23 protein-coding genes are annotated in these 25,932 nt (G+C 59.8%); 10 read left to right on the top strand and 13 right to left on the bottom strand.

Features of this window, described 5'->3' with window-relative positions:
• Positions 1 to 175 precede the first annotated feature (175 nt).
• Positions 176 to 925, top strand: a complete 750-nt coding sequence (gene ubiE / locus ACYU7Z_RS08175; protein WP_460569256.1) for a class I SAM-dependent methyltransferase — start codon at positions 176 to 178, stop codon at positions 923 to 925.
• Positions 889 to 1,626 (top strand): type IX secretion/gliding motility protein PorT/SprT, encoded by a 738-nt coding sequence (porT, locus tag ACYU7Z_RS08170; protein WP_460569254.1) that lies wholly within the window; start codon positions 889 to 891, stop codon positions 1,624 to 1,626. The genes ubiE and porT overlap by 37 nt, the downstream gene beginning before the upstream one ends.
• 220 nt (positions 1,627 to 1,846) lie before the next feature.
• Here porT and ACYU7Z_RS08165 read toward each other — a convergent pair whose 3' ends face one another.
• The 6 genes from ACYU7Z_RS08165 to ACYU7Z_RS08140 all read right to left on the bottom strand — a co-directional run bounded on the left by ACYU7Z_RS08165 (position 1,847) and on the right by ACYU7Z_RS08140 (position 6,057).
• Positions 1,847 to 2,764: a GNAT family N-acetyltransferase gene (locus ACYU7Z_RS08165; protein WP_460569252.1), complete on the bottom strand. Its 918-nt coding sequence runs from the start codon at positions 2,762 to 2,764 to the stop codon at positions 1,847 to 1,849.
• Positions 2,765 to 2,794: 30 nt separating this feature from the next.
• Complete coding sequence (locus tag ACYU7Z_RS08160) at positions 2,795 to 3,031, bottom strand: DUF6576 domain-containing protein (protein WP_460569250.1); 237 nt, start codon at positions 3,029 to 3,031, stop codon at positions 2,795 to 2,797.
• A 177-nt stretch (positions 3,032 to 3,208) separates the two neighbouring features.
• Positions 3,209 to 3,478 carry a glycine zipper domain-containing protein gene (locus ACYU7Z_RS08155; protein WP_460569248.1) on the bottom strand — a complete coding sequence of 90 codons (270 nt, stop codon included), beginning with the start codon at positions 3,476 to 3,478 and terminating at the stop codon, positions 3,209 to 3,211.
• A 141-nt stretch (positions 3,479 to 3,619) separates the two neighbouring features.
• On the bottom strand, positions 3,620 to 4,441 hold the full coding sequence (locus ACYU7Z_RS08150) for a DUF6159 family protein (RefSeq protein WP_460569246.1): 822 nt from the start codon (positions 4,439 to 4,441) through the stop codon (positions 3,620 to 3,622).
• 61 nt (positions 4,442 to 4,502) lie between these two features.
• Positions 4,503 to 5,573 (bottom strand): NADH:flavin oxidoreductase/NADH oxidase, encoded by a 1,071-nt coding sequence (locus ACYU7Z_RS08145; RefSeq protein WP_460569244.1) that lies wholly within the window; start codon positions 5,571 to 5,573, stop codon positions 4,503 to 4,505.
• Between the two features lie 193 nt (positions 5,574 to 5,766).
• Entirely contained in the window at positions 5,767 to 6,057 is a 291-nt protein-coding gene (locus tag ACYU7Z_RS08140) for a DUF4242 domain-containing protein (RefSeq protein ID WP_460569242.1), read from the bottom strand.
• A gap of 275 nt (positions 6,058 to 6,332) precedes the next feature.
• Here ACYU7Z_RS08140 and ACYU7Z_RS08135 point away from each other — a divergent pair, with 275 nt between their 5' ends.
• Entirely contained in the window at positions 6,333 to 7,064 is a 732-nt protein-coding gene (locus tag ACYU7Z_RS08135; protein WP_460569240.1) for an ester cyclase, read from the top strand.
• 111 nt (positions 7,065 to 7,175) lie between these two features.
• Here ACYU7Z_RS08135 and ACYU7Z_RS08130 read toward each other — a convergent pair whose 3' ends face one another.
• Entirely contained in the window at positions 7,176 to 7,613 is a 438-nt protein-coding gene (locus ACYU7Z_RS08130) for a VOC family protein (protein WP_460569238.1), read from the bottom strand.
• Positions 7,614 to 7,729: 116 nt separating this feature from the next.
• Here ACYU7Z_RS08130 and ACYU7Z_RS08125 point away from each other — a divergent pair, with 116 nt between their 5' ends.
• From ACYU7Z_RS08125 to ACYU7Z_RS08110, 4 genes are all read left to right on the top strand, one after another.
• Positions 7,730 to 7,975 carry a hypothetical protein gene (locus ACYU7Z_RS08125; protein WP_460569236.1) on the top strand — a complete coding sequence of 82 codons (246 nt, stop codon included), beginning with the start codon at positions 7,730 to 7,732 and terminating at the stop codon, positions 7,973 to 7,975.
• 3 nt (positions 7,976 to 7,978) lie between these two features.
• Positions 7,979 to 8,476: an RDD family protein gene (locus tag ACYU7Z_RS08120; protein ID WP_460569234.1), complete on the top strand. Its 498-nt coding sequence runs from the start codon at positions 7,979 to 7,981 to the stop codon at positions 8,474 to 8,476.
• Positions 8,477 to 8,514: 38 nt separating this feature from the next.
• The gene (locus tag ACYU7Z_RS08115) at positions 8,515 to 8,886 is read left to right on the top strand and encodes a DoxX family protein (RefSeq protein ID WP_460569232.1); all 372 of its coding nucleotides are present in this window, start codon (positions 8,515 to 8,517) and stop codon (positions 8,884 to 8,886) included.
• 234 nt (positions 8,887 to 9,120) lie between these two features.
• Entirely contained in the window at positions 9,121 to 9,702 is a 582-nt protein-coding gene (locus ACYU7Z_RS08110; protein ID WP_460569230.1) for a hypothetical protein, read from the top strand.
• A gap of 139 nt (positions 9,703 to 9,841) precedes the next feature.
• On the opposite strand, the gene ACYU7Z_RS08105 is transcribed toward ACYU7Z_RS08110, so the two are convergent.
• Positions 9,842 to 10,834, bottom strand: coding sequence for a beta-ketoacyl-ACP synthase III (locus ACYU7Z_RS08105; protein WP_460569228.1), 993 nt, complete (start codon positions 10,832 to 10,834; stop codon positions 9,842 to 9,844).
• 218 nt (positions 10,835 to 11,052) lie between these two features.
• On the opposite strand from ACYU7Z_RS08105, the gene ACYU7Z_RS08100 reads away from it, so the two are divergent.
• The 3 genes from ACYU7Z_RS08100 (at position 11,053) to sov (ending at position 19,412) form a co-directional block, all read left to right on the top strand.
• On the top strand, positions 11,053 to 11,457 hold the full coding sequence (locus tag ACYU7Z_RS08100; protein WP_460569226.1) for a four helix bundle protein: 405 nt from the start codon (positions 11,053 to 11,055) through the stop codon (positions 11,455 to 11,457).
• Positions 11,458 to 11,544: 87 nt separating this feature from the next.
• Positions 11,545 to 12,141 carry a Holliday junction branch migration protein RuvA gene (ruvA, locus tag ACYU7Z_RS08095; RefSeq protein WP_460569224.1) on the top strand — a complete coding sequence of 199 codons (597 nt, stop codon included), beginning with the start codon at positions 11,545 to 11,547 and terminating at the stop codon, positions 12,139 to 12,141.
• Positions 12,142 to 12,203: 62 nt separating this feature from the next.
• Positions 12,204 to 19,412 carry a cell surface protein SprA gene (gene sov, locus ACYU7Z_RS08090; RefSeq protein ID WP_460569222.1) on the top strand — a complete coding sequence of 2,403 codons (7,209 nt, stop codon included), beginning with the start codon at positions 12,204 to 12,206 and terminating at the stop codon, positions 19,410 to 19,412.
• Positions 19,413 to 19,591: 179 nt separating this feature from the next.
• Here the strand turns inward: sov and ACYU7Z_RS08085 are convergent, their stop codons facing one another.
• The 5 genes from ACYU7Z_RS08085 to ACYU7Z_RS08065 form a co-directional block, all read right to left on the bottom strand.
• The gene (locus ACYU7Z_RS08085; protein ID WP_460569220.1) at positions 19,592 to 20,212 is read right to left on the bottom strand and encodes a hypothetical protein; all 621 of its coding nucleotides are present in this window, start codon (positions 20,210 to 20,212) and stop codon (positions 19,592 to 19,594) included.
• Between the two features lie 143 nt (positions 20,213 to 20,355).
• The gene (locus ACYU7Z_RS08080; protein ID WP_460569217.1) at positions 20,356 to 21,129 is read right to left on the bottom strand and encodes a Rossmann-fold NAD(P)-binding domain-containing protein; all 774 of its coding nucleotides are present in this window, start codon (positions 21,127 to 21,129) and stop codon (positions 20,356 to 20,358) included.
• Positions 21,130 to 21,270: 141 nt separating this feature from the next.
• Entirely contained in the window at positions 21,271 to 23,916 is a 2,646-nt protein-coding gene (locus ACYU7Z_RS08075; protein ID WP_460569215.1) for a PKD domain-containing protein, read from the bottom strand.
• Positions 23,913 to 24,707 carry an alpha/beta fold hydrolase gene (locus tag ACYU7Z_RS08070; protein WP_460569213.1) on the bottom strand — a complete coding sequence of 265 codons (795 nt, stop codon included), beginning with the start codon at positions 24,705 to 24,707 and terminating at the stop codon, positions 23,913 to 23,915. Before ACYU7Z_RS08070 ends, ACYU7Z_RS08075 begins: the two co-directional genes overlap by 4 nt.
• Entirely contained in the window at positions 24,670 to 25,881 is a 1,212-nt protein-coding gene (locus ACYU7Z_RS08065) for an Lnb N-terminal periplasmic domain-containing protein (RefSeq protein ID WP_460569211.1), read from the bottom strand. The genes ACYU7Z_RS08070 and ACYU7Z_RS08065 overlap by 38 nt, the downstream gene beginning before the upstream one ends.
• Positions 25,882 to 25,932 lie beyond the last annotated feature (51 nt).

Below are 25,932 nucleotides of genomic sequence, written 5' to 3'. Positions count from 1 at the left end.
CAAAGATAGCGTTGGGCGCCGCAACCATCCGGAGCGTCATTGCGGGCGCAACGCAGTGAAGCAAAGCAATCGGTTCCGCGTGAGCGATCGGCCTTGTATGGGAGCCCAATGCTTCGGCGCTTCACTCCTCGCAAGGACGTGCCGAAAGGCACACTTTCGTCTATCTTTGCGCCCCATGGCGCGTTTTGCACACGACGAGATAAAGCCGTTTTCCGAAGAGGGAAACAAAAAGCAGCAGGTGGCCGAGATGTTCGACGACATCGCCGGGCGCTACGACTTCATGAACCGTGTACTTAGTGCGCGGATCGATGTGCTGTGGCGCAAGGCGGCCATGCGGGCGCTGGCGCCCTACAAGCCCCGGTTGCTCCTCGACGTGGCCACCGGCACCGGCGACATGGCGCTGATGGCCGCCCGCAGCCTGCACCCCGAGCGGATTGTAGGCATCGATATCTCCGAAGGCATGCTGGCGGTAGGCCGTCAAAAAGTGGCGAAGGCGAATCTTGGAACGCAAATTGAGTTGGTGAGCGGCGACAGCGAAACAATAAACGCCGCCGACAATACGTTTGATGCAGGCATGGTGGCCTTCGGGGTGCGCAATTTTGAGCACCTCGAGAAAGGCCTCGGTGAGATCCTGCGGGTACTGAAGCCGGGAGCGCCGCTGGTAGTGCTGGAGTTCAGCCGCCCGCGTCTGCCGATCGTGCGACAGTTGTATGGATGGTATATGGGATGGCTGGCCCCGCAAATGGCAAAGTGGTTCCGACAAGACAAAAAAGCTTATCAATACCTGAATGCATCCGCAAACGCTTTCCCGGACCGGCACGAGTTTGTCGCAATCTTAAACAACGTGGGTTATATCAATACCTCGTTCAAACCGCTAAGCTTAGGAATATGTTGCTTATACGCCGGATGCAAAAGGCAGGACTGATCGGATTTTGGCTGCTGTGCATTTGTCTCAACGCAGGTGCGCAGTCGCGGACGGAGCTGAATCTAGAGGAGCATGAATCGAAGCCCTATTACTTCGGCATTACCCTCGCCGGTAATACGGCGCGCTTTCATATCGAGCAGCATCCCTACTATCTCAACCAGGATACGGTGCTGGTGATGGAGCCGACCAACTCGGGTGGCTTCGGCCTGGGCCTGCTGGCCACTGTGCGCCTCAACCACCGCTTCGAGGCCCGCTTCAATCCCACGCTTATCTTTCTCGAGCGCAATATTATCTACCAGCTTAAATACCGCGATATTTTTGAAGACGGCGACGGCTTTGCCGTAACCAAGAAGGTCGAGTCGGTCCTTACGTCGTTCCCGCTGCAACTCAAGTTCCGCTCCGACCGTATCGGCAACTTCCGCGTGTACATGCTCGGCGGCGTCAAGCTCGATTACGACCTCGCGTCGAACGCCAAGGCGCGGCAGGCCGAAAACATGATCAAGATCGGCAAGCTCGATTACGGCATCGAGGGCGGCCTCGGGTTCAACTTCTACTTCAAGAGCTTTATCTTCTCGCCCGAAGTAAAGTTCTCCAACGGCCTCCGCAACATGCACGACCGCGATGCCAACCTCAAATACTCCAACGTCATCGACCGGATCCAGAGCCGGATGATCGTGTTCTCGATTCACCTGGAGGGGTAGTTACGACCGCTGGAAAAAATCCTGACGTTGCATGATACAAAAGCCCCGCCGATGGCGGGGCTTTCTACTCCAAATTTTCAATATTCAATATTCAATAGTCAATGCTCAAGGAAAGAGAAAGTGAAGCGGTACACCACTGCACTTGAAAATTGAGCATTGAGCGTTGCGTATTGAACATTATTGAATCGAAGACTTCTAAAGTAGAAAGTATATCCCCAACCTACGTTCTTTCGGGGCGCAGCAGTCGTCTAAAACAAACGCTGCTTTCCACGCCTGCATACTGCCCGTAGTTCGGTACCACCTTGTACCCGGCGCGGCGGTAGAGCGCGATGGCTTCGGGATTATTACTGCCGGTTTCTAGCATCGTGGCTTCGTAGCCCAGCTCGCGGGCCCAGTCTTCGAGCGCGGCCAGCACGCGTGCGGCGATGCCCTGCCGGCGCGCGGCCGGTGCCACGAACATGCGCTTAACTTCCATCACGCCGGGTTCCAGCTCTTTGAGGGCGCCACAGCCGACGGCTTCGCCGCTGCGCTCGGCAAGTATCACGTACCGGATCGACTCGAGCCCATTGTATTGTCCGTAAAATTCCTGCGCTTCGCCATTGAGCTCGGCAAGACCGGCGTCAAGCTGCTGCACAAGGGCGCGGAACCCGGGGTTGCCGGCGTCGGTGCGGCGGAGAATAAGAGTGTCGGTTACGCTGTGGTTCATCGCTTTCGTTTCAAGGCTCCAGGCTTCAAAGCGAAGGCGGCGGGCACCTTCTTTCCAGATCGCTTCGCCGAGCCGGCGGAGGGCGGCGGCATCGGCTGCAACAACCTTCGCAAAAATATTGCAGGCATCGAGCCCTCGGCCTTCACCGTAATAAATGCCGAAGCAGCCGGCGGTGTGGTTGCGCGCCAACCCGTAGGGGCTGATCACGACCTCGCCCGGCTCCGTAAACACGGAGGCATTTTCCTGGCCGACAGGCAGGTCGGGGGCCTCGTCGCTCCAGATCTCCTGGCCGGACACCCGGGCATGAAACAGCGTGCGCTCAAAAGGCAGCGCGTTGTGGAAGGCGGCGGCGGTTCGTGGCGCGTGTTCGGTGTAATAAGTAAAGTGGATGCTGTTCCCCTGCTCATCCTTCAGGCAAAACCCATTCATCATTCTGAATTCCTTGTTCCTTGTTCGTTATTCCTAAAGGCTTTCGGCGTGCTCCTTGAGCAGGGTCCGCTCGCGCTCCGAGAGGCCATGAATGCCTTTGCGCGCGACCTTCTCGAGGAGGCGGTCGACTTCCTCTTGCCGCTCCTTGCGGCTCACGTTGTACTGGTCGTCGATGCTATAATCGCCGGCTTGTGCGGGCACCTGGGGCGAGCGGCGCGTAAACAGGTATACCAGCGCGCCTACTACAAGAAATGTGATGAAGAGAACCATGCTATTGGTATGCCCGCTAAAGATACGGTCTTGTTGCATTCGGGGTGAATGGGGCCAGCCGATATTAGCCGAGCTGCCCGCTATGCGCCACCACAGGGCCCGGCGGAGCGTCGGGCTGGACCGGACCGGGCAAAAAAAAACCGCCCCCTGAGGGGGCGGTACCTAAGGGTAGGCGGATTAATCGTTCTTTACCTTGACCTTCCGGCCTTTCTTCCTGTCCTGGTGTTTGCCCCAGGCATAGCCACCGGCTGCACCCACAACGCCGCCAATGATGGCGCCCTTGCCTTTCTTGCGGCTGACAATCGCGCCTGTGGCAGCGCCGGCAGCGGCACCTACGGCCGTATTCTGACGGGCGCGGCTACGCGTTGTCGTGGTTTGTGCATCGGCTTCGCTGGCAACGGCACTGAGGGCGAGGGCCAGGAAGGTGGTATAAATAAGCTTTTTCATATTCGCGTGTTTATACCCTTACCGGGTAAGAAGCATGCCAAAGGCAAAACAGCCCATCCTCGACGCTGTTAAAGACGAATTGTCCGCAAAACAAAAGGGCCCCTGGGGCCCTTTGTCGTATTTTTTCTACAAGAGGTTGGCTTATTTCCCCTCGAACAGGTCGTCGATGAGGTGCTGCTCGAAATAGCGGGTCGGGCTGCCGGTAACATTGTGGTACACGGCCGAGATAAATACCGTTTGCGCGGCGCTCATCACCGTCATCACCAGGAAAAGACCCGCAAGCGCGAGTACAATGCCCAGGGCGATATGCACGCTGAAGCCGAGAAGGAAAAGGGGCAGCACCACCAGCAACAGGGCCAGCAGGTTGACTAGGCCGAAGCTGAACCGCGACCCGAGGCTCTCGCCCCACTTTTCGCGCATCAGTTGCGACGAGCGCTTGAAGGCATCGATCGGCCCGAGGTTCTCATAGGCGATGACCGGCACCACGAAGAACGTGGCAATGCTGAAAACGATCCCGACAATACCGGTGATGATCTTGCCGAGGATGCCGACATTTTCCTGGATCACGCGGAGGATGGTGCCCACCGTGGCAGCAAACAGCGCCCAGGAGAAGATCACCGGCAGGCGGCTCATGCTGAAATTGATACCGGCACGCACACTTACTTCTTCGCCTTCAAAATACAGGCGCGTGCAATGCACCAGGGCCATGTTGAAGAACGTGACTACGAAATAGTTGACGAGGTAGAAGCCGAACATCGCTCCGTAGAGGAGTGCGCGGTTGTCCAGGTCGAACTCGTCAATGTTGCTGAAGGTGAAAAACGCTGCCACAAAGGAGCCGAGAATAAGCAGCAGCGACACACCGGAGAGCAGCGGGAAGATCAGGAGTTGCTTGTTGGCGCGAAGTACGGAGAAGCTGTTCATCGCAATGCGCCAGCCATTCCCCATGCGTTCAAAGATGTTCATAAATGGAAAGTTTAGGTTTGTATAAATATACGAAACCGGAACATCCCGCCGCAGCGCCCGCTCATTTTCGTGGCTTCGCCCGCTCGTACTGTACGGGCCACGCGATCTCCCCGCCCAGCGCCGCTGCGGCATGAAGCGGAAAGTAGGGATCGCGGAGCAGCTCCCGCGCCTGGAACACGAGGTCGGCATCACCGGCCTGCAGGATGCCTTCCGCCTCGGCTGCGGTATTGATCATTCCGACGGCACCGGTCCGCAACCCGCTCCCGCGGCGGATCTGCGCGGCAAAGGGAACCTGGTAGAGCGGCCCCACGGGGATGGCGGCTTTGGGTACGTTGCCGCCGCTGCTGCAGTCGATCAGGTCCACGCCAAGCTCCGACAGCAGGCGGGCCAGGGCAATGCTGTCCTCAACCGTCCAACCCCCTTCGGTCCAGTCCGTTGCCGAGATCCGCACAAATAGCGGAAGCTCGGTGGGCCACAGTGAACGCACCGCGTCGGTCACCTCCAGCAGGAGGCGTACGCGGTTGTCGAAGGAACCTCCGTATTCATCGCTGCGCGTATTGCTCAGCGGCGACAGGAACTGGTGCAGGAGATAGCCGTGGGCGGCATGTATTTCTACAACCCGGAAGCCCGCTTCGAGGGCGCGGCGGGCGGCGGCGCGGAAGTCGTCGCGCACCTGCTGCAGGCCCTCCGCATCCAGGGCGGCCGGCACCGGGTAGTCGTCGCGGAAGGGAAGGGCACTGGGGCCGACGACTTTCCAGCCGCCATCGGCTTCGCTGATTCCTTTGCCGCCTTTCCAGGGCGCCGATGTGCTTGCCTTACGGCCGGCGTGCGCCAGCTGTATGCCCGGTACGGCGCCCTGCGCGCTGATAAAGGCGGTGATGCGCTTCAGCCCGTCGATATGAGCGTCGCTCCAGATGCCGAGGTCGTCGGGGCTGATGCGTCCCTCGGGCGATACGGCCGTGGCCTCGGTAAATACGAGCCCTGCACCCCCTACGGCGCGGCTGCCCAGGTGCACGAGGTGCCAGTCGTTGGCAAAGCCATCGACACTGCTGTATTGGCACATGGGCGATACGACGATGCGGTTGCTGAGGCGGATCCCGCGGAACACGATCGGGCTAAAAAGAAGCGACATAGGGCGAAAGTAAACCGCGGCCAGAAGGGAGCTTTCTCCGGTAATCGGGAATCGGCAGTCGGGAATCGGGAAGGTGCTAGAGCCGCCAAGCCGCAACCCTTCTGGAACTGCGCCAATCCTAAAAATCTGCGTAATCTGCTCACCGCTCACCGCTCACCGCTCACTGCTCACTGCCCACCGCTCACGCCTCCCATCAGTGCGTCAGCTCGGGCACCTCGGCGGTTGTCGGATCGATGATCTCCTCGATGCGGCTCACGACGTTGGCGGGGAAGCCACCTTTCCGCGCATGCTCGCGCACCGTTTCCTCGTCGGGAGCGATATACACGCAATAAATTTTGTTGCCGGTAACATAGCTGTGGAGCCACTGGATACGCGGCCCCATTTCGTTCAGCACCCCGCAGGAGGTTTGCGAGATCGCTTGCAGTTGCTCGCGGCTGAACTGTCCCGCACCGGGAATGTCGCGCTCGATCAGAAACTTAGGCATATCGTTGAGTTTTGATGACGAGGGGAGGGCGGGTGCGGACGCACTTCTAAAGTACGACCGGTCTTTTGAAACGACATGCATGAGCCGCGAGATTCCTTGCCGCGGGGGATTTTGATAAAAAAGCTACAACGGCACTTGCCGAAAATCGACCCGCTTTTTCCGGAAAGAGGCTGCGGTCCGTTCGTACCTTCAGAGCCTGCCCAGTCCTTTCCCCCGAACCATCGTGTACCCTCTGAAATAGTTGTTCGATTTTTTAACCTTCAAACGATACAGCTATGAACGAAACCTCCGTGTTGCAGGATGTCAAGCCCGACGTACTGCACAACCTACAGGACTACCTGGCCACACACGATGCCCGGTATCTTACCGAAGATGTTGTTTTCCGTAATCGTACCACCGGCCAGGTGCACCGCGGGCGCACCGAGGTGAGTGCGGCATTGCAGCAGGTGTACCACGTAAGCTTTGATGCGCACCTGGAAGTGCACCTTCTCTTTGCGCACGACAACCAGGCTATGATGGAAGGCTTCATCCGCGGCCGCCACATCGGCGAATTCAATGGCATCGCGGCAACCGGTAAGGAAGTGGCGATTCCCGTACAGGCGGCGTACACGCTGCGCGACGGCCTCATCTCCGAGATTCGCGCGTTCCTGGATCTCAAAGAGGGATTGCAGTCACTCGGGGCGCAGTCGTCGGATGGACACACGCGAACCACGTATACCGTGCGCGATGCGTTCCACCTGCGCTTCGGCATGTTCCGCGAAGCCAAGGAGCTGATGGTCGATGCCGTGGACAAGGGTCTTATCCCCAACGACTCCGTTACGCGTGTGTTCACAGACTTTACCGGCGATGCCTACCGGCTCATACTCGAAAAAGGCTTCAACAGTCTTGGCGAATACGAGCAACGTCTCGGCGGCAATATGAGCCAGCCCGGCTGGCAAAAATGGTACGCGCAATTCAAGCCGCTCGTTGAACGCAGTCACCGCGAGATCCTGAAGCAGGTGTATTGAGCGCAAGCTCGCTGCATTGAAAAAAGCACGACTGACGGTCGTGCTTTTTCATTTATAGCACCAGGAAACATTGCGGCAACGAGCCCTTAATGACTTGTCGTTTCTTCTCTGCTACCCCGCTGTCTTCGGGTCCCAGCCGATGCTCCAGCGTACACCGAAGCGATCGGTAACGACGCCGAAGAGCGCGCCCCAGAATTGCATCTTGAGCGAGTCGTATACGTGTCCGCCGTCGGACAGCTTGTCGAAGTAGCGGCGGCATTCGTCTTCGGTAGCGCAGGCAACCATGACGGCGAAATTGTTGCCGGCGGTGTACGGCGGCGGTGTCAAATCGGAGCCCATGAGCACGAAGGCGCCGTTATTCAGCTGGCCGTGCATGATGCGGGTATGCGCTTCGGGCGGAAAATGCTGCGCCATGGGGGAGGAGCCGATCTCGAGCAGCTGTAGCTCGCCGCCGAAGCAGTCCTTGTAAAACTCCAGCGCGGCACGGGCTTCACCGTTGAAATTGATGTAGGGGATGGTATGCGTTTGCATGATCTGTTCTTTTGCCAAACCTATTCTTTTCGCCCCGATTCTCGGCGGGGCAATTGCGACAAAATGCGGCAGCAGCCGAAATCAACGCGGTCGAAGTGGGCGGGAAAAAAACAGGATTCAATGGGAAAAAACCCATGGAATCGTCCTTCCCGGATTCCAGCTTTGCAGGGTGCCCACGGGAGGAACTGGTGAAGCGCTTTGCCGACAGCAACGGCCTCAGGCCCGACGATGTGGTGAGCTTCATCGTTACCGACAGCAATCCCGTCCAGGGAGAAGACGGATTGTGGTACCAGGTGGAGAAGGGCACGTACAGGATCGACAGGTCGGTGCCGGGCTGGAGCCTTGTGGGGTTAAATTCCATTCTTTATAAAAAAGAGTAGTCTATGCGTTATGCTTCCCTTTTCCGCCGCGGCGCCGCCTTCCTCGTCGACGCCTGGCTGTTGCAGTTGCTGACGGCCACCCTCGGTCGCCGTTTTGCCGTCGACCGCAGTGAGAATGTCCTGGGTACTTTCCGGTACCCGGGCTTTTCCTACCAGCTGCACTACAGCACGTTCGTCCTGCTTGGAAGCGCCCTGTTCCTGGCCTGGTTCCTCTTCTTCGAGTCGGGTACTACGCTGGCCTCTCCCGGCAAGGCACTGTTCGGGTTGCGCCTTTACCCCGGTGATGGCCTGCTGCGGATATCCTTTGGCCGAAGCCTGTTCCGCACGCTGTGCCGCTGGCTGCTCGCGGCAACGGGGCCGCTGCTGCTCGTGTACCTGTTGCTGGCGCGCCGGCGCGTGCTGCCGCACGACCGCTGGACGGGCGTGCGTATCGTGAAGCGATTGGAAGTAGCGCCCGGCGCCGGGCAACCGCCCCTGGCCAGAAGGAGGGAGCACGTGTAGGGCAGCGGAAGCGGGCGGCCCGCCTGTATCTTGGCGCCATGTATGTTTTTTTCCGCACGCTGATGGCGCTGGGGTATATCGCAGCCGGGATCAACCACTTCTGGCATCCCGCCCCCTATGTCGCCATCATGCCGCCCTGGCTGCCGGCGCACGAAGCGCTCGTTGCCCTCAGCGGTTTGGCGGAGATCCTGCTTGGCCTCGGAATCCTGTTCCGGCTCACGCGCCGCTGGTCGGCCTGGGGGCTGATCCTTTTGCTGATTGCCGTATTTCCCGCCAACGTGCAGATGGCGATCAACTATTACCACCAAGGGCATCCGCGGCTTTGGGGCGCGCTGTTGCGCCTGCCCGTACAAATACTGTTGATTGCGTGGGCGTGGGTGTATGCGCGGGAACAAAACAGGGAGGTTTAGAAGGGTTTCGGGAGGTTTAGAATGGTTTGCTGATTCAGGAACCGGAAGGCAACCAGGATAGGATCTTGTTTTGAAGGTTTGTTTGCAAAAAGGCAGTTGTGCGCCCGTTGCCGCTGCAAAACCAGATAGCTTCATTAGGCCAGGCTAGCGGTTTTCCCCTGATTTTTCGAAGCTGTGCCCGAAGTGCTCGCCCGAATCCGCGAGGTGGAGTAGATTAGTGTCCATCCCATTCCTATGATCACGTCCACACTTTCTCGCCTCCATCCCGCGCGCCTGCTGGCACCTGTGTGCCGGCGCAGCTTTTACGAGAGCGTTATCGGCTACGACTTGCCGGTACTGTACCGGGCGCTGAGCGGCTCCTTTCCGTTCCGACATGCCTGCAACCAGCCCCTGCAGCCGCCGGGCCTGCGCGTGGGCAGCCACCCGCTGCGTGTGGCGCTCCGCCTGGGGATGCCCCTGTATGTGCAGCACAACGACTTCTGCGAGGTAGTCCTTTACGGCAGCGGGGGCAGCGCAACACAACATATTTGCCATTTCCGCAACGGGCGTCTTGCGCTGCTGCAGCAGGTCATCACCGGTGCTGCGGCCATAGCCGCGACCATGACGCTACTGGAGCGCCGGTATGGCTTTCGCCTGCCTGCACAGGAAGAAGACTTCCTGCTTTTCAATGGCGCCGGCGAGCGGCTGGTGATCCGCCTCGATCATACGTTACAACTCTTTTACCTCGGCGGGGCTGACGCGCTCCTTCCGGCTACAGAAATGGCAGCGGCACCGAGCGACTACGTCCCGGCCCCGCAGCTCGCCTGGGGGATCTGACGCGGCCTTCGGCAATCGGAGTCAAGCTATTGGAATTCATCTTCCCTAACCCATACAAAAAAAAGCACCCCTTTCCGGGTGCTTTTTGTATTCGTTTCCATGCATCGCGCAACTACAAACCACAAACTCCAAACTTGTTTTAATACGCCCACTTCACCAGCGTAGCGCCCCACGTAAACCCGCCGCCGAATGCCGCGAGCACGATGTTGTCGCCTTTATTGAGCCGGTTCTTCCACTCCCACAGGCAAAGGGGAATGGTGGCGGCCGTGGTGTTGCCGAACTTCTGGATGTTGAGCATCACCTTGTCGTGCGACAGGCCGATGCGGTCGGCGGTGGCGTCGATGATGCGCTTGTTGGCCTGGTGCGGCACCAGCCAGGCGATGTCGTCGCCCGTCATGTTATTGCGCTCGAGGAGTTCGGCGCTTACGTCGGCCATGCCTTTAACGGCAAACTTGAACACCACCTGTCCTTCCTGGTAGATAACGTGCTCTTTGTTGGCCACGGTCTCGGCGCTGGGCGGGCGGAGGGATCCGCCGGCTTTCATGCGGAGGTGCTGGCGGCCCGAGCCGTCGGATTTGAGCAGCGAGTCGAGGATCCCGTAGCCCTCGTGGTTCGGCTCCAGCAGCACGCCGCCGGCGCCGTCGCCGAAGATGATGCAGGTCTGGCGGTCGCTGTAATCGACAATGGCGCTCATCTTGTCGGCGCCGATGATCACGACCTTTTTATAGCGGCGGCTCTCTATGAGGGCGGCGCCGGTAGTGAGGGCGAAGAGGAAGCCCGAGCAGGCGGCCTCGAGGTCGAAGCCCCAGGCGTTCTTGGCGCCGGCCTTGTCGGCGGCGATGTTGGCCGTGGCCGGGAACACCATGTCGGGGGTTACCGTGGCCACGATGATGCAGTCGATCTCCTCCGGGGAGATACCGCGCTTCTCGCAGATCTGCTGGATCACGGGCACGCACATGTCGGAGGTGGCGAGTCCTTCGCCCTTCAGGATGCGGCGCTCCTCGATGCCGGTGCGGGTGCGGATCCACTCGTCGGTGGTATCCACCATCTTTTCCAGGTCGGCATTGGTGAGCTTCGTATCGGGAACATAACCGCCAACGGCGGTGATGGCGGCGTTGATTTTCTGGATCATAGGGGCCAAAGGTAAATCAAAAGGGTTTTGGAGGTTTTGGAGGTTTTCGAGGTTTTTTAAGGCGCGCGGCCTTGGAGGTTGCGCTGCATCGGTGCTTCGGCAGCCCGGTAAATGTTGGTGAAAACAACCCTGCCGGCACCGGAAAAAAGCAAAGCCTGGCGGGGAAAAAAGCACGCTGCTGTACCCCTTCTTGTCTACGGCGGTAAATAGCTTTGGATATGGCTACGTTCAAGCGGATAGAAGACATTATTGCATGGCAGCTCGCACGGCAGCTATGCAAGGAGATTGACCGGATTATCGTTACCACGCCGTTGGGCCGCGAATTCAAGTTGCGCGACCAGGTCCGTGCCGCAGCTGGGGCCATTATGGACAATATCGCGGAGGGTTTTGGCCGAGGCGGGAATGCCGAATTTATACAATTCCTGGAGGTAGCGCATGGCTCCTGCGCGGAAACAAAGTCGCAGGTCTACCGCATCTTCGATCGTACATACATAGACGAAAAGGAATTGGATAGCTTGCAATTGTTGGTCGCGCGCACCGGCAAGGCGATTTTTGGCCTTATTATATACCTGCAAGGGAGCGAGATCAGAGGTCCTCGTTTCCGCCGCCTGACTAAGAAGTAGGGGCTTACCCAACCTTCAAAACCTTCAAAACCTCCAAAACCCCCAAAACCTAACACGGGCCGCCTGTTTCCCCATATATTCGCGGGTATGATCGCATTTCTGAAAGGAGACTTCGTGCGCAAAACCCCCGCGTCGGTTTATGTGGACGTGGCGGGCGTGGGCTACGAAGTGCATGTGAGCCTCCATACCTACTCCGCCATCCAGGACCTGGAGAAGGGAATTCTCTACACCCACCTGCTGGTGCGCGAGGATGCCCATATCCTGTACGGGTTTGCCGAGGAAGGGGAGCGGGAGCTGTTTCGGTTACTGCTTGGCGTTTCGGGCGTCGGCGCCACAACGGCCCGTGTAATGCTGTCGTACCTGAAGCCCGACGAGCTGGGCCGCGCCATCGCCAACGGCGACGCCCGCCAGCTGGAGCGCGTGAAAGGTATCGGCCGCAAGACCGCCGAGCGCATCGTGCTCGAACTCCGCGAAAAGCTGGTCAAAAACCCCGTGGAAGCCGGGGGCGCCGCCCAAAATATATCGCCCTGGAAAGGCAATAGTTTGGAAACCGATGCGTTAAATGCGCTGGTAGCGCTCGGCATTGCCCGCGCCGCTGCCGACGCCGCCGTGCGCAAGGTCGTGGGTCAAAACCCCGACCAGAGCGTGGAGGACGTTATCAAAAAAGCCCTCCAAAGCCTGTAAAAAACCGACTGTACCTGTTGCCCAGACCCCCATTGATCACGCTAATTGACTGAGAAAACCGCTTGAACCGTCGACATAAACTGATTGCGCGTTGGCTACTCCCGGCCCTCCTGCTTATTGCCGGGAGCGCCCCGCTGTTCGCGCGTACCGGCACCGCCGGATCCGATTTCCAGCAAACCGATTCCATTCCCGGTAAAGACTCGCTCCGCTACCCGATCCAGGACCGCCGCGGCGACCCCTACAACTACAACAACCGGAACCCCTTCGACCTCCGCGACACGGCCTTCGTGAAGCGCAACGTGGAGTACGATCCCAAAACGAAGCAATACTATATCGTTGAAAAGATCGGCAACCACTACTACCGCACGCCGATGACCTTCTCGATGTCGGAGTTCCAAAGCCTGCAGGCCCGCCGCGACGAGCAGGAATACTTCCGCCGCCGCGCCAACACGCTCTTTTCACTCAATAACCGTAAGGCCCGCCCCAGCTTCGGCTTCTCCAAAGACTGGGTAAACCGCATCACCGGCAACGGCAAGGTGTCGATCAACCCCTCGGGCTATGTCGATATCGCCGCCGGCTACCAGGGCCAGAAGATCAATAATCCCACCCTGCCCGAGCGGGCCCGCCGCAACGGGGGCTTCGACTTCCAGATGAACGCCCAGATGCAGGTGGATGCCCAGATCGGCGACAAGATCAAGCTTCCCATCAACTACAACACCCAGGCAAACTTCGACTTCGAGAACCAGCTGAAGCTCGATTACCAGGGCAAGAGCGACGAGATGCTCAAGCTGCTCCAGGCCGGTAACGTCAACTTCACCTCGAAGGGTACCCTCATCCCGGGCGCCCAGTCGCTGTTCGGCATCAAGTCGCAGCTCCAGTTCGGCAAGCTGTTCGTAACGGGCGTGCTGGCCAACCAGCGCTCGCAGCGGCAAAGCAGCAACCTCCAGGGTTCGGCCGCCACGGCGCCCTTCGCCATCCGCGCCGACGAATACGAGGAGAACCGCCACTTTCTGCTCGGACAGTATTTCCGCCTTACCTACAATGACGCCCTGTCGAACCTGCCCGTGGTGAAAAGCAACGTGCAGATCACCCGCGTGGAAGTGTGGGTGACAAACCGCACCGGCGCCACCACCAACACCCGCGACATCGTGGCGCTGATGAACCTCGGTGAGGCAACGCCCTTCGGCAGCGCCAACCCCAATACCGGCCTGCCGGCCAACGGCAACGGCCCGCTGTACACCGCCCTGATCAACACGCCCGGCGCCCGCAACTCCTCCACCGCCAGTACCTCGCTCGTAGGCCTCGGCCTCCAGCCGGTGCAGGACTTTGAAAAGACCTTCGCCCGCAAGCTGCTTCCCAGCGACTATACCTTTAATACGCAGCTCGGCTACCTCTCGCTCAACCAGCCCCTGCTCCCCGACGAAGTGCTCGGTGTTGCCTATGAGTATACCTACAACGGCAAACGCTTCCAGGTGGGTGAATTCTCGCAGGATATTCCGCCGGACTCGACGGGCAACTCGCAGAAGGTGCTCTTCCTGAAAATGCTGAAGGCCACCTCGCAGCGCCCCGGGCTTCCGATCTGGAAGCTGATGATGAAGAACGTGTACACGGTGGGCTACGGCGCTCTGCAGCGTGAAGATTTCAAGCTTGACGTCGTATACGAGCAGCCCTCGCTCGGCGAGAAGCGCTACCTCCCGCTCGCCGACACCGTTGCCGGCATCACACCGACCGTGCGCCCGCCCTACGTGGGTGTACCGCTGCTGCAGCTGCTTCGCCTCGACCGCCTCAACAACAACAACGACCCGCAGCCCAATGGTGTGTTCGACTATATCGAAGGAATCACCGTGGTGTCGGCGCAGAGCCGGATCATCTTCCCCGTGCTCGAGCCCTTTGGCAGCGACCTTGCCTACGTATTCAAGGACGGCCCGCCGCAGGCGCCCGACAGCATCCGCAACCACTACCTCTATTACCCGCTGTACGATACCATCAAGGCCATAGCCCAGACCTATGCCAACCTGAACCGCTTCAAGCTGGTGGGCAAATCGAAGCAGGCCAATAACGTCGACTACCAGCTTGGCTTCAACATCCCGCGCGGCTCCGTGACGGCGGTGGCCGGCGGCCGCGTGCTGCAGGAAGGCGTCGACTACGAGATCAACTACGACCTCGGCACGCTCCACGTGATCAACCCCGCCATCATCCAGAGCGGCATTCCCGTACAAATACAGTTCGAGAACAACGCAACCTTCGGGTTGCAGCAGCGCAACTACATGGCCCTGCGCCTCGACTACCTCGCCAACAAGCACCTGACCCTCGGTGGTACACTCGTACGTCTCAGCGAGCGGCCTTTCTTCACCAAGCAGCAGTACGGCGAAGACCCGATCCGCAACACCATGTACGGCGTCGACTTCGACTACCGCAAAGACATCCCGCGCCTCTCGCGCCTTCTCGACAAGCTGCCTTTTTATAGTACGAAGGCGATGTCGGGGATAACGGCTTACGGTGAAGCCGCCTACCTGCAGCCGGGCCACGCCCCGCAGATCGGCAAGGGCAACGAGGGCGTTATCTACATCGATGACTTCGAAGGCACGCGCTCGGCCATCGACCTGCGCTTCCCGCTTTCGAGCTGGACGCTGGCCTCCACGCCGCAGGGCGCCCGCGACGTCAACGGCGCACCGCTGCTTCCCGAAGGCAGCCTCAGCGACGACCTCCGCTACAACGACAACCGCGCGAAGCTTGCCTGGTACAACATCGAGCCGGTGCTGCAGGAAAAGAGCAACGCCAACAACCCGCTGCAGCGCAACCTCACCGAGCTCTCCAAGCCCGAAGTGCGCCAGGTGTTCCAGAACGAGATCTTCCCGAAGCGCACCCTCGACGTGGGCCAGGGCATCCTCACCACCTTCGACCTCGCCTACTACCCGAAAGAAAAGGGACCGTATAACTACAATACCACTTCGGTGACGGCAACCAACGGCCTCCGTACACCGGCCCGCGCCTGGGGCGGCATCATGCGCTCCATCGACCAGACCGACTTCGAAACAGGCAACATCGAGTTCATCGAGTTCTGGATGCAGGATCCCTTCATCAACCGTGCGACGAGCAACGGCGGCGACCTGTACTTCAACCTCGGTAACATTTCGGAAGACGTGCTCCGCGACGGCCGCCGCCAGTTCGAGAACGGCCTGCCCACCGCCTCCACGCCGAATATCCTCACCGATGAAACAGCCTGGGGCCGCGTGCCGCGCAACCCGCAGCAGGTGACCAACGCCTTCTCCAACGATCCTGCCGACCGACCCTTCCAGGACGTGGGCTTCGACGGCCTCCCCGATACCGCGGAGCAACGCAAGTTTGCCCCTTACATCCAGCAGCTGCAGACCGCCGGCGTCAGCAGCACCGCGGTCCAGCAGGCGCAGGCCGACCCGTCGAACGACAACTTCCGCCACTACCGCGATGCCGCCTTCGGCGACAATACCGGCATCCTCGAGCGCTATAAGAATATCAACAACCCGCAGGGCAACTCGCCCGTGGCCAACAACGCCGACCAGTTCTCCTCGGCCTTCACGCTGTACCCCGACCAGGAGGAGCTGAACCGCGACAACACCCTCAACGAGAACGAGGCTTATTTCCAGTACCACGTGCGTCTCGAGCCCAACATGCTCGTCGGCACCAACTACATTACCGACAAGCGCACGGTGAGCGTGAAACTCGCCGACGGCAGCACCCGCTCCGAAAGCTGGTACCTCTTCCGCATTCCGATCCAGAGCTATTACTATAAGACGCCGAACATCCCCGACTTCAAGTCGATCCGATTTATCCGGATGTTCCTCACCGGCTTCGACAGTTCGATCGTGACCCGCTTCGGTAAGCTGGAGCTCGTGCGCAACCAGTGGCGCAAGTTCACCAACGAGATCGATACGATCGGCAACGTTCGCCCCCCGGTCAATACGACTACGTCCATCGAAGCACTGGCCGTTAACCTGGAGGAGAACGACCAGCGTACGCCGATACCCTACCGCACCCCGCCGGGCATCGAGCGCCAGCAGCAGCTTTCCAACAACAACGTGCAGCTGCTCCAGAACGAGCAGGCGCTCAGCGTGAAAACCTGCGGCCTGCAGCCGAACGATACACGCGGTGTGTTCAAGACGCTCAACATGGACCTGCGCCAGTACGGCAGCCTGTCGATGTTCGTGCACGCCGAGGACAATGCAGTGCCCGGCACCAACATCCGCGACGGGGAGCTGAACGCGGTGATCCGCATCGGCTCCGACTTCGTAAGCAACTATTACGAAATCAAGATCCCGCTGAAGATCACGCCCTGGGGTTCGACCGATCCGGACCGGATCTGGCCGGATATCAACAACCTCGAGCTCACCCTCGACGATCTCGCCACGGTGAAGATGTCGCGCAACAAAGCCGGCTGGTCGCCGTCCACCTACTACAGCACCACGCTTAACGGCAAGTTCTATTCGATCATCGGCAACCCCAACCTGGGCGAAGTGCGCGGCATCCTGCTGGGCGTGCAGAACCGGAAGAACGAGCCAGTGTGCGCCGAAGTGTGGTTCAACGAGCTGCGCCTGTCGCGTCTCGACGAGCAGGGCGCCTATGCCGCGCTGGGCCGCGTCGATGTGCGCCTCGCCGACCTCGGCACCTTCTCGATGGCCGGCTCGGTGAAGACAAAAGGATTTGGTACCCTCGAGCAGCGCGTTAACGAGCGGGCCCGCGAAGACTTCCACCAGTACGATATCGCCGCCAACCTCGACCTCGGCAAGCTCGTTCCGAAAAAAGCCGCGCTCGACATCCCCGTATACGTGGGTGTTACGAAGGCCGTCGCCACGCCCGAGTACGATCCCTACGACCTCGACATTAAGCTCAAAGAGAAGCTGAACGATTCGCCCAAAGAGCAGCGCGACTCGATCCGCAACAACGCGGTGGACCAGACGACGATCAAGACCGTGAACTTCACCAACGTGCGCAAGCGCAAGACCAACGGCAAGCCGACGCAGCCCTGGGATATTTCGAACATCAGCCTCAATTACTCCTTCACGCACCAAACCCACTCGAACCCGATCATCGAGGAGGACGATATCAAGCGCACGCGCGGTGCCGTAGGCTACAACTTCGCGCCGCAGCCGAAATACGTGGAGCCGCTCAAGAAGCTCGTTCGCTCGCGCTCGCCCTGGCTGGCCTTTATCCGCGACTTCAACTTCAACTACAAGCCGCAGTTCGGGTTCCGCGCCGACGTGTTCCGCCAGTTCGGCGCCCTGCGCCCCCGCAACGTGGGCGGCGACGACTACAAGCTTCCGGAAACCTACGACAAGCGCTTTACCTACGACCGCTACTATACACTTCGCTGGGACCTCACGCGCTCGCTGCTGCTCGACTACAGCGCCGTGAACAACGCCGTGGTGGATGAACCGTATGGCCGTCTTACCAAAGAGCAGCGCGATACCGTGAAGCGCAACTTCTGGAACGGTGGACGGACGACGCACTATTCGCAAACGGGCACGATGACCTACAACCTGCCCACGGCCAAGTTCCCGCTGCTCGATTGGACGCAGGCTACGGTTTCCTACACGGCCCGTTACGAGTGGATCGCCAACTCGCTGCTGGCGCGCATCGGCTCCGACAACCTCGGCAACAAGCTGCTCAACGGCCAGACCAAGAACGTGAACACGACCTTCAACTTCGACCAGCTGTATAATAAGGTGAAGTTTCTCCGCACGATGTACGCCACGCAGGGACAGCCGCGCCAGCGCCCGAATCCGGCAACCGGGAAGGGTGATTCGACGCAGCGCCAGCAGCCGCGGCCCGCGGCCCAGCCCGGCAACATCGGTACGCTCCCGCGCATCCTCCTTGGGCTTGCCACCTCGCTGAAGCGCGTGGGTGTGCAGTACACCGCCGACGCCGGTACGCTGCTCCCGGGCTACCTCGACAGCTCCGAGCACCTCGGGATGAACTTCCGCAGCAATGCACCGGGCTGGAAATACATCCTCGGCTACCAGCCCGACACCAACGACATCAACCTTCTCGGCGACCGCGGCCTGCTGACGCGCAGCAAGCTGTTTAACGAGCTTATCCAGCAACGCTATAGCCAGAAGCTTTCGATCACCGCGCAGGTGCAGCCTTTCCGCGATTTCATTGTTGATGTGACCTGGGATAAGTCGTTCGAGAAGAACTATTCCGAGCTCTATAAGGATACGACCAGCACCGGCAGCGGCCCGCTGGCGCGTGTGAACCCCTATGCGGCCGGCTCGTTCAGCATCTCGTTCATCTCGTACAAAACGCTGTTCACGAAATTCGATCCCAACCAGGTGTCGGAAACCTTCAAGACCTTCGAGTCCTACCGCCGGATCCTGTCGCAGCGCCTGGGAACCGAGAACCCCTACGCCAACCCCAACAACCTCTCGAGCGACGGCTATGTGATCGGCTACGGCCGCTATGCGCAGGATGTGATCATCCCGGCCTTCGTTGCGGCGTACACGGGCAAGGACCCCATGAAGGTGTCCACAATCAAGAACAGCAACGCCAACCTGCGCTCCAATCCCTTCTCGGGCTTTATCCCGAAGCCGAACTGGAGCGTGTCGTACAGCGGCCTGTCGCGACTGCCGGGGCTCGATAGGATCTTTACCAATGTGACGCTGCGCCACGGCTACCACAGCACGCTCGGGATGAACCAGTTCAACACCTCGCTGCTCTTCCTCGACCCGCTGCACGTGGGCTACCCGCAGTTCATCGACAACAGTGCCGGCCGCGATGCCTTCGTACCGTATTTCCTGGTTCCGAACGTCACCATCGACGAGCGCTTCGACCCGCTGCTGGAGGTGGACATGACCTTCTCCAACCAGCTGTCGACCCGCGTGGAATACAAGAAAAGCCGGACGCTCAGCCTCAGCCTCACCGACTACCAGCTTGCCGAGAACCGCTCCACCGAGTACACCATCGGGCTCAACTGGCGCAAGCGCGGGGTGCCGTTCCTGAGCAACGTTCGGATCGGCAAGAGCGGCAAGAAGCTCGATAACGATGTGACCTTCCGCTTCGACTTCAGCCTCCGCGACGACGCCACCGCCAACACGAAGCTCGACCAAAGCACCGCTTACCCGGCCGCCGGTCAGAAGGTGGTGCGCTTCTCACCCACGATCGACTATGTGCTCAACAACCGCATCAACGTGAAGCTGTATTTCGAAAACAACAAGGTGATTCCGAAACTCGCCACCACGGCGCCGATGAGCACCACAAGGGGCGGCGTCCAGATCCGGATCTCCCTGACACCTTAAGAACGTTCAGAAAGGTTCAGAGAGGTTTTGGAAGGTCTTGATGGTTCTGAAGGTTGATGAAAACCGCTCACAGGGAATGATAATAGAAACGGGCCGCATTGCGGCCCGTTTCTATTATGTGTTGCTATCAATAACCTGAAAAACCCTGAGAACTATCAGAACCTTTAAGAGCCTTGATTTTAGTTCCCGGTGAGGTACTGGTCGTAGTGGTTTTTCTTCTTAGTGGTCGTATCGCTGCGGGGTGCTGCGGCGGCGGGCACGCTGTCGGTAGCGGCTGCGGGCGGCGCTTCGGATTTGGGAGCCTTCATCCGCTCGGCCTGCTCTTCCAGCTCCAGTGCGCTGTGGGTGCGGCGAAAGAGCATTACGTAGCCCGAGAGGTCTTTCTTTTTCTGCTTGTTGATCTGCAGCACCCGCATCAAGTGGTATTCGTTATGCTGCGGCGTATAAGGATAGGCGATGATGTTGCCGTCGATATCGCCCCACATGTGCTTCTTGTAAAACACCTGCTTCTCGGCCTCGTCGTACATCCGCACCTCGTAGAGACGGGAGCTCATTTCGCCGATAAACACGAACTGGTAGATCGTACCGGCCTTGAGCGGCACCATCACGGGAAATTCGTACTGGCTCTCCATCGTCAGCGCGTTCTCCTTCATCAGGATAAACCCGTTTTTGATATAGAGTGCGCGCAGGCTGTCGGCCTGTCGGGAAATGGTCGGGTCGAGGGGAGCGCTGCCGGGCGCCTGGGCCAGGGCGGCGGCCGAAATCAGGACGGTAGACAGGGCAAGTGCCAGGTGCTTCATTACGGTAGGACGGGTTGGTTTACGTATGTCATAAAATTAGCCCTGCCGGATGGGCTCCCGGGGCACTTTTCGGTGAAATGCGGCTTCCGCCGTTTGTTTTAACAGAAACGCCGGAGGAGCTGCTCTGCAGTAAGAGACGATTTTCAGCTGTTGACGGATGCCTGCTTGTGAAAATAAATCGCGTCGGCCTGGGCCGTGCAGGTGAGCACGAGGTCGTTGATGCATACGTGCGGCGGCAGCGTTGTGGTATAATAGATCACCGAGGCCACGTCCTCGGCCGACAGGGGCTGGAAGCCCTTATAGACACTTCCGGCAGTCTCCGCATCGCCCTTGAAGCGCACCAGCGAGAACTCGGTCTCTGCCGCACCCGGGTGGATACCGGTTACCTTGATGCCCTCGGTGAGCAGGTCGATTCGCATGGAGCGGTTGAGCGCTTCGACGGCGAATTTGCTGGCGCAATACACGTTGCCACGCTCATACACTTCCTTGCCGGCCACGGAGCCGAGGTTGATGATATGGCCACGCTTGCGGGAAAGCATGAACGGCAGTACCGCGCGCGACACGTACAGCAATCCTTTTACATTGGTATCGAGCATCGTGTCCCAGTCGTCGAGGGAGGCGTCCTGGAATTTGTCGCGGCCCAGGGCAAGGCCGGCGTTGTTGACCAGCACGTCGATCGACTGCCATTTTTCGGGCAGGGTTGCGACGGCAGCCAGCACGGCGGCGCGGTCGCGGACGTCGAAGGGGAGGAGGAAGCAGGAGGCGCCGTAGCGGTCGCCCAGGTCGCGGGCCGCCTGCTCGAGGCGCTCGCGGCGCCGGCCGTTGAGGATCAGGCGATAGCCGTTTTCTGCAAAGATCCGGGCGCAGGCAGCCCCGAAACCCGAGCTGGCGCCGGTGATGAAGACGGTTTTGTTCATGGGGCGAAGCTAGGGAACGGACGAACAGGGAACAAGGAATGCAGAAGTCAGAAATAAGGGCGAAGTCTGAATATCAAAGGGAAGTCTTGTTCAAACTTCCCTTCATTATTCATAATTCCTTGTTCCTTGTTCTGCTGTTCCTTACCGGATAAGCGTCACCGTGCCTTTGGCAAAATAGGGCTTGCCGGTAAAGTCGACGGCCTTGACCACCCACACGAATACATTGGTGCCCTGGTCTTTGCCGTTGATGCGCCCATCCCAGCCCGCCCCGTTGACGGTTGTTTCGAAGACAAGCTCGCCCCAGCGGTTGTAGATGCGGAAATATTCGATGCTGCGCATACCCACGGCGATCGGGCGAACGATGTCGTTGCGGCCGTCGCCGTTCGGGGTAAAGGCCGTCGGCACAAAGATCGAAGGCTCGGTGCGGAACACGCGGACGGTCAGCCGGGCGGAGTCGACGCAATTGAGGGAGTCGTATACGCGAACGACATAATGGATGTATTCGGGATCGACGTCGTAAAAGCCGATGGGGTCGGATGTGTCGGCGGCATTGAGCCCGGTCGACGGAAGCCACTGGTAGCGGATGCCACCCGAGGCGTGCAGCTGCACCGGCTGGCCGGCGACGACCATGGTGTCATTGCCGGCGTTCGGGAAGATCCGCGGCATGACGCGCACCACGACGGTATCGCTCTTCGTTTTCGGGCAGCCACTGAGCGAGTCGCGTACCGTGAGTACGTAGGCGGTCGTCGCCGGTGGTCGTGCCGTTGGCGTCAGCGTGTTGGCATTCGTCAGCCAGGTCAGCGGCGACCAGAAGTACGAGCGTCCGTTCGTCGTTCCCTGCAATTGCACCGAAGCACGGAAGCAGATGGTGGTATCGCCGCTGATGCTCACCGTGGGATAGGGCACCGTGCGTACCCGCATCGCGTCGGTAGCGTTGCAGTGGCCGATATGGGCGGTAAGCGTATACGTGTTGAGCGCCTGTGTCGGAAGGGCCATCGGATCGAGACGTGAAGGATCGTCGATCTCGTTGGCCGGCGTCCACTCAAAACGAAGCCCGTCAGTTGTCGCCCCCAGCCGCACCGAGTCGGTAAGGCAGATGATCGTATCGGGGTTCATCCGCAGGCTCACGAAATTCACCACCCGCACCTGCACCGAGTCGCGGTTGATACAGCCATTGTCGTTCAGCTGCGCGGTGTACCAGGTAGTGACCGTTGGCCACACGAGCGGGTTGGGCGAGTTCGGGTTGATCATCTGCCCGTTGGGTGTCCAGCTGAATGTGCCCGAGCCGACCGCTGCCAGCTGCATCGTATCGCCGCGGCAGATCAGGGTATCGCGGAAGGGCATGCTGATGGGTGGCTTGTCAACGATCGTCACGGCACGGAAGGGCACTGTATCGAGACATCCTTTGTTGGTGCCTACGATCAGCTGCACGTTGTACGTGGCCGGGGCCGGGTACGTGTACTGCGGATTCCGGATGCGGGACGTATCGTCGCTGACGGCCGGATCGCCGAAGTCCCAGCGCCAGAAATTGACGGCGCCATAACGGGTTGTCGTGGTGTCGAAAAAGTTGGTGGGCTTCGTGGCGCAGATCCCCTGCCAGCGGAAGCCGGGGAAGAAGCCCGGGTACACCCGCACCGGCGACGTGGCGCTGTCGGCGCAGCGATCACCCCGGTTCACCACGAGCTTTACATAGTACAGCCCTGTGTCGGGATAGCTGTATTGCACCGACGGGAGGTTCGAGGTATCGTTGCTGAGGCCCGGCACGCCGAAGTCCCAGAACGAGCTGTTTACCCCCGAAGGCGTATTGTTGAAAAAAAGCACGTTGAAATCCTTGCAGTTCACATAGGTCGGCTCGAGCGAGGCGCGCACCGCCGTGCAGTCTTCCACCTTTACGTGGAGTTCTTTCCGGTTGGAGGCGATGGCCCTGCCGTTCTTCCATTCGGTTACGCAAACCGTCACTACATACTCACCCACTTCGGGCGCGATGCCGCTGATGAGGCCGGTCACCGGGTCGATCGAAACGCGTGGCCCCAGCGGAATGGTGCCTCCGAAGCCGGTCTGGTAGGCGATCGTAACAAAGGGCGGCGGGTCCGAAATGGCCGGCGTGGGATCCTGCTGCGAGGCGCCCGTCCAGGCATCACAGAACGAGTAGGAGAGGCTGTCGCCGTCGGGGTCGGTAGCCTGGAAGGAGTAACGGAAGTAGTTGTTGCGGCAGATGATGGCCGTATCGTTGAGCTGGAAGGTCGTACTGCTGTTGTGCGGCACGTTGGGGCCGTTGAGCGTGCCGGGGATGACGACCGAGTACGTGTTGCCCACGTCGTTCGAGGCGCCGAAGATGTTGGAAATGCCGATAATGCGGCAGCAGCGCTGGTAGGCGATCGTGTACCCGTTCGTGTTGCCATCGAGCGCGAGGTCGTCGAGCTCGTAGACCACCACGAAATAAAACTTGCCAACCGGCGGGTTGGTGATGCAGTCCTCCGGGATAGCCTTCGAGATATAGGTCTGGATGGTGCGGATAGCCGTCGGCGTGGCATAACGCTGCCCGTTGTCGTTATTGAAGACGGTGAGCTGGATCGACGGTGTGTTCTGCCCCGGGTTTTGCTCCGGCGGCGTGCTGCTCCCGGGCGGTGCCTCGGCGGCCATATACACCGTCAGCAACACGCGGTAATGGTTGACACCCGAAGAAGTATTCTTGTATTGGTAGGTAAAAAATCCTCCCTTGAGATGCGAGGCGAAGGCCGGCACCAGCAGGAAAAGGCTTAGAATGAGGGCAATGCTTTTTTTCATCGGGCGGCAGTCCGCTGGTTAACTAAACGCACGTAGGTTCTCAGGTGTTCGTTCGCTTGCTCCGGGCACTCCCGCATTCCCATGTGACCGGCGCTTTCCAGCAGGTATACCTGGCTGAGCCGGGGCATATGGCACTGGGCTAGCCCGTCGGCTAAAGATACAGCATTGTCCTGCCTTCCAAGCACGAACAAAACCGGTATTTGGGCATTCCTTAACAGATGAGCTCGGTCGGGTCTTTGGATCATTGCTTCGTAATATCCTATTAACGCATCGTCGCTGATTTGCGTTGCCTCGGCAAGGTGTTTTTCCAGCAATCCGGGCCGGTCGCGGCGTGTTTCTTCCGCATAGAGGGCGGCTGTGCTCGTACGTAGAAATGCGGTACCGCCGTTACGGCGGATAAAGTCGATTCCCTTCCGCCGCGTTTCGATCTTGGCGGCAGTGTCGGCGAACGAGGTCGAGTGAAAAAGGCCGAGCCCCGCGAGTCGCTCGGGCCAGCGTTCGGCGAATGCAAGCGCAACATAACCTCCCATGCTGTGGCCAACAAGAATGCATCGATCGATGCCTTCCGCATCGAGCCGCTCGCGCACCGAGGCCGCAAGGGCTTCCAGCGAATAAGCCGGCAGGCCGGGCGCTCCGCTGCCGGGAAGCGCGGGTGTTAGTACGGGGAACTCATTGCGGAGCGGCGCCTGCTCGCTCCAGATGGCAGCGGTTTCGCCGAAGCCATGGAGGAGTACAAGCGGAAGCATGCCGGGCTCAGGAGTGCTGCGGTGGTTCGATTGCGTGGGGCGCATGGTAGTGCGGTTTGAGGATGATGAGCCAGGCGCGCATCAGCAGCAGTAAGACAACCGGAAGGAAGCCGATGTTTAATTGCTGCGGCAGAAATATCCACCCCAATAAAAGTGCCGCGTTGATGACGATCGTAGCCAGCAGGTACCAATGCAGCCAGCGCCGCTCGCTGCGGAGAAACGGAGCCGCCAGCAGGTGCGTAGGCAGCGCCCAGAGCAGGTTCCAGTTGTTGCGGCAAACAGTGTGATCCGTACCGAACCACATGAAGAGCAACACGACACCCACGATACCCGCGAGGAAGAAAAGGATAAAATCAAAAACGACCAGCCCGGCGCGAACGCCGCGCGCCGGCACAAACGAGAGCGCTGCTACGAGGGCAAGCAGCAAGCTGAAGACGAGCAGCGGCGACAGCGGCCGGTCGGTGGAGAGCGGCGGCATCCGCAGCACATCCTGCGCGGGGCGCATGAGGGGCCCGCCTCCTGCCTGCGCGCCTTCCATTCCCTGCAGCAGCTTCTCGGGAAGAAATTGTGCCTCGCGGTTGGTAACGCGCCGGTCGAGGCGGGCGCCGAGCAGCAGGTCGATGCCAAGCTTGCTCCAGGGTTGACGCCCGCGGTCGAGGTATTCGTGAATGAGGTTGCGGAAGGTCGGCGCGTGTGCGCTGTCGGCCGGAATAACGCGACCGGTCTGCACCGTCCCCGGCGCATGCCGGTAGATCATCTCCGCCGCGCGCGTGGTGCAGTTGTCGAAGAGGAAGTCGTAGCGGTACTGCCGGTTCTCCGGCAGCGCATTGACCTGGAGCGCCTGCAGCAGCTGTTCCTTGCGCGCGCAATCCAGCACTACTTCCTGCTCCAGCACGCTCCGCCCTTCGACCTGATACTGGTAAAGGAATTCGGGAAACGATTCGATATCGAGGTAATAGGGCAGCTTGCCGCGAATGAACTTGAGGTAGAAGCCCGCGCCTTCTTCGAAAGCAAAGGTTCCGTAGTTATACACTTCGTCGCTGCCGCGCGCGGCATCCTGCACGCGGATCGCCGTATGGCCGAAGATGGAATACAGCTCGCTGCCCGGGCTGCAGGTGAGCAGGGTCACGCGCAGGTGGCAGCTGTCCTGGGCCCGGAGGCCGCAGGTTAGGATCGATGCCAGCAGGAATAAGAAGCTTCGGCGCAGCAGTGTTCGCATTCGGCGGGCAAGATAGCGAAAAGCAGGGCCCTGCCCATTCAGCGCTGCGTC

This window comes from Flaviaestuariibacter terrae, from assembly GCF_054777635.1.
This window is presented reverse-complemented; position numbering and strand designations above follow the sequence as displayed.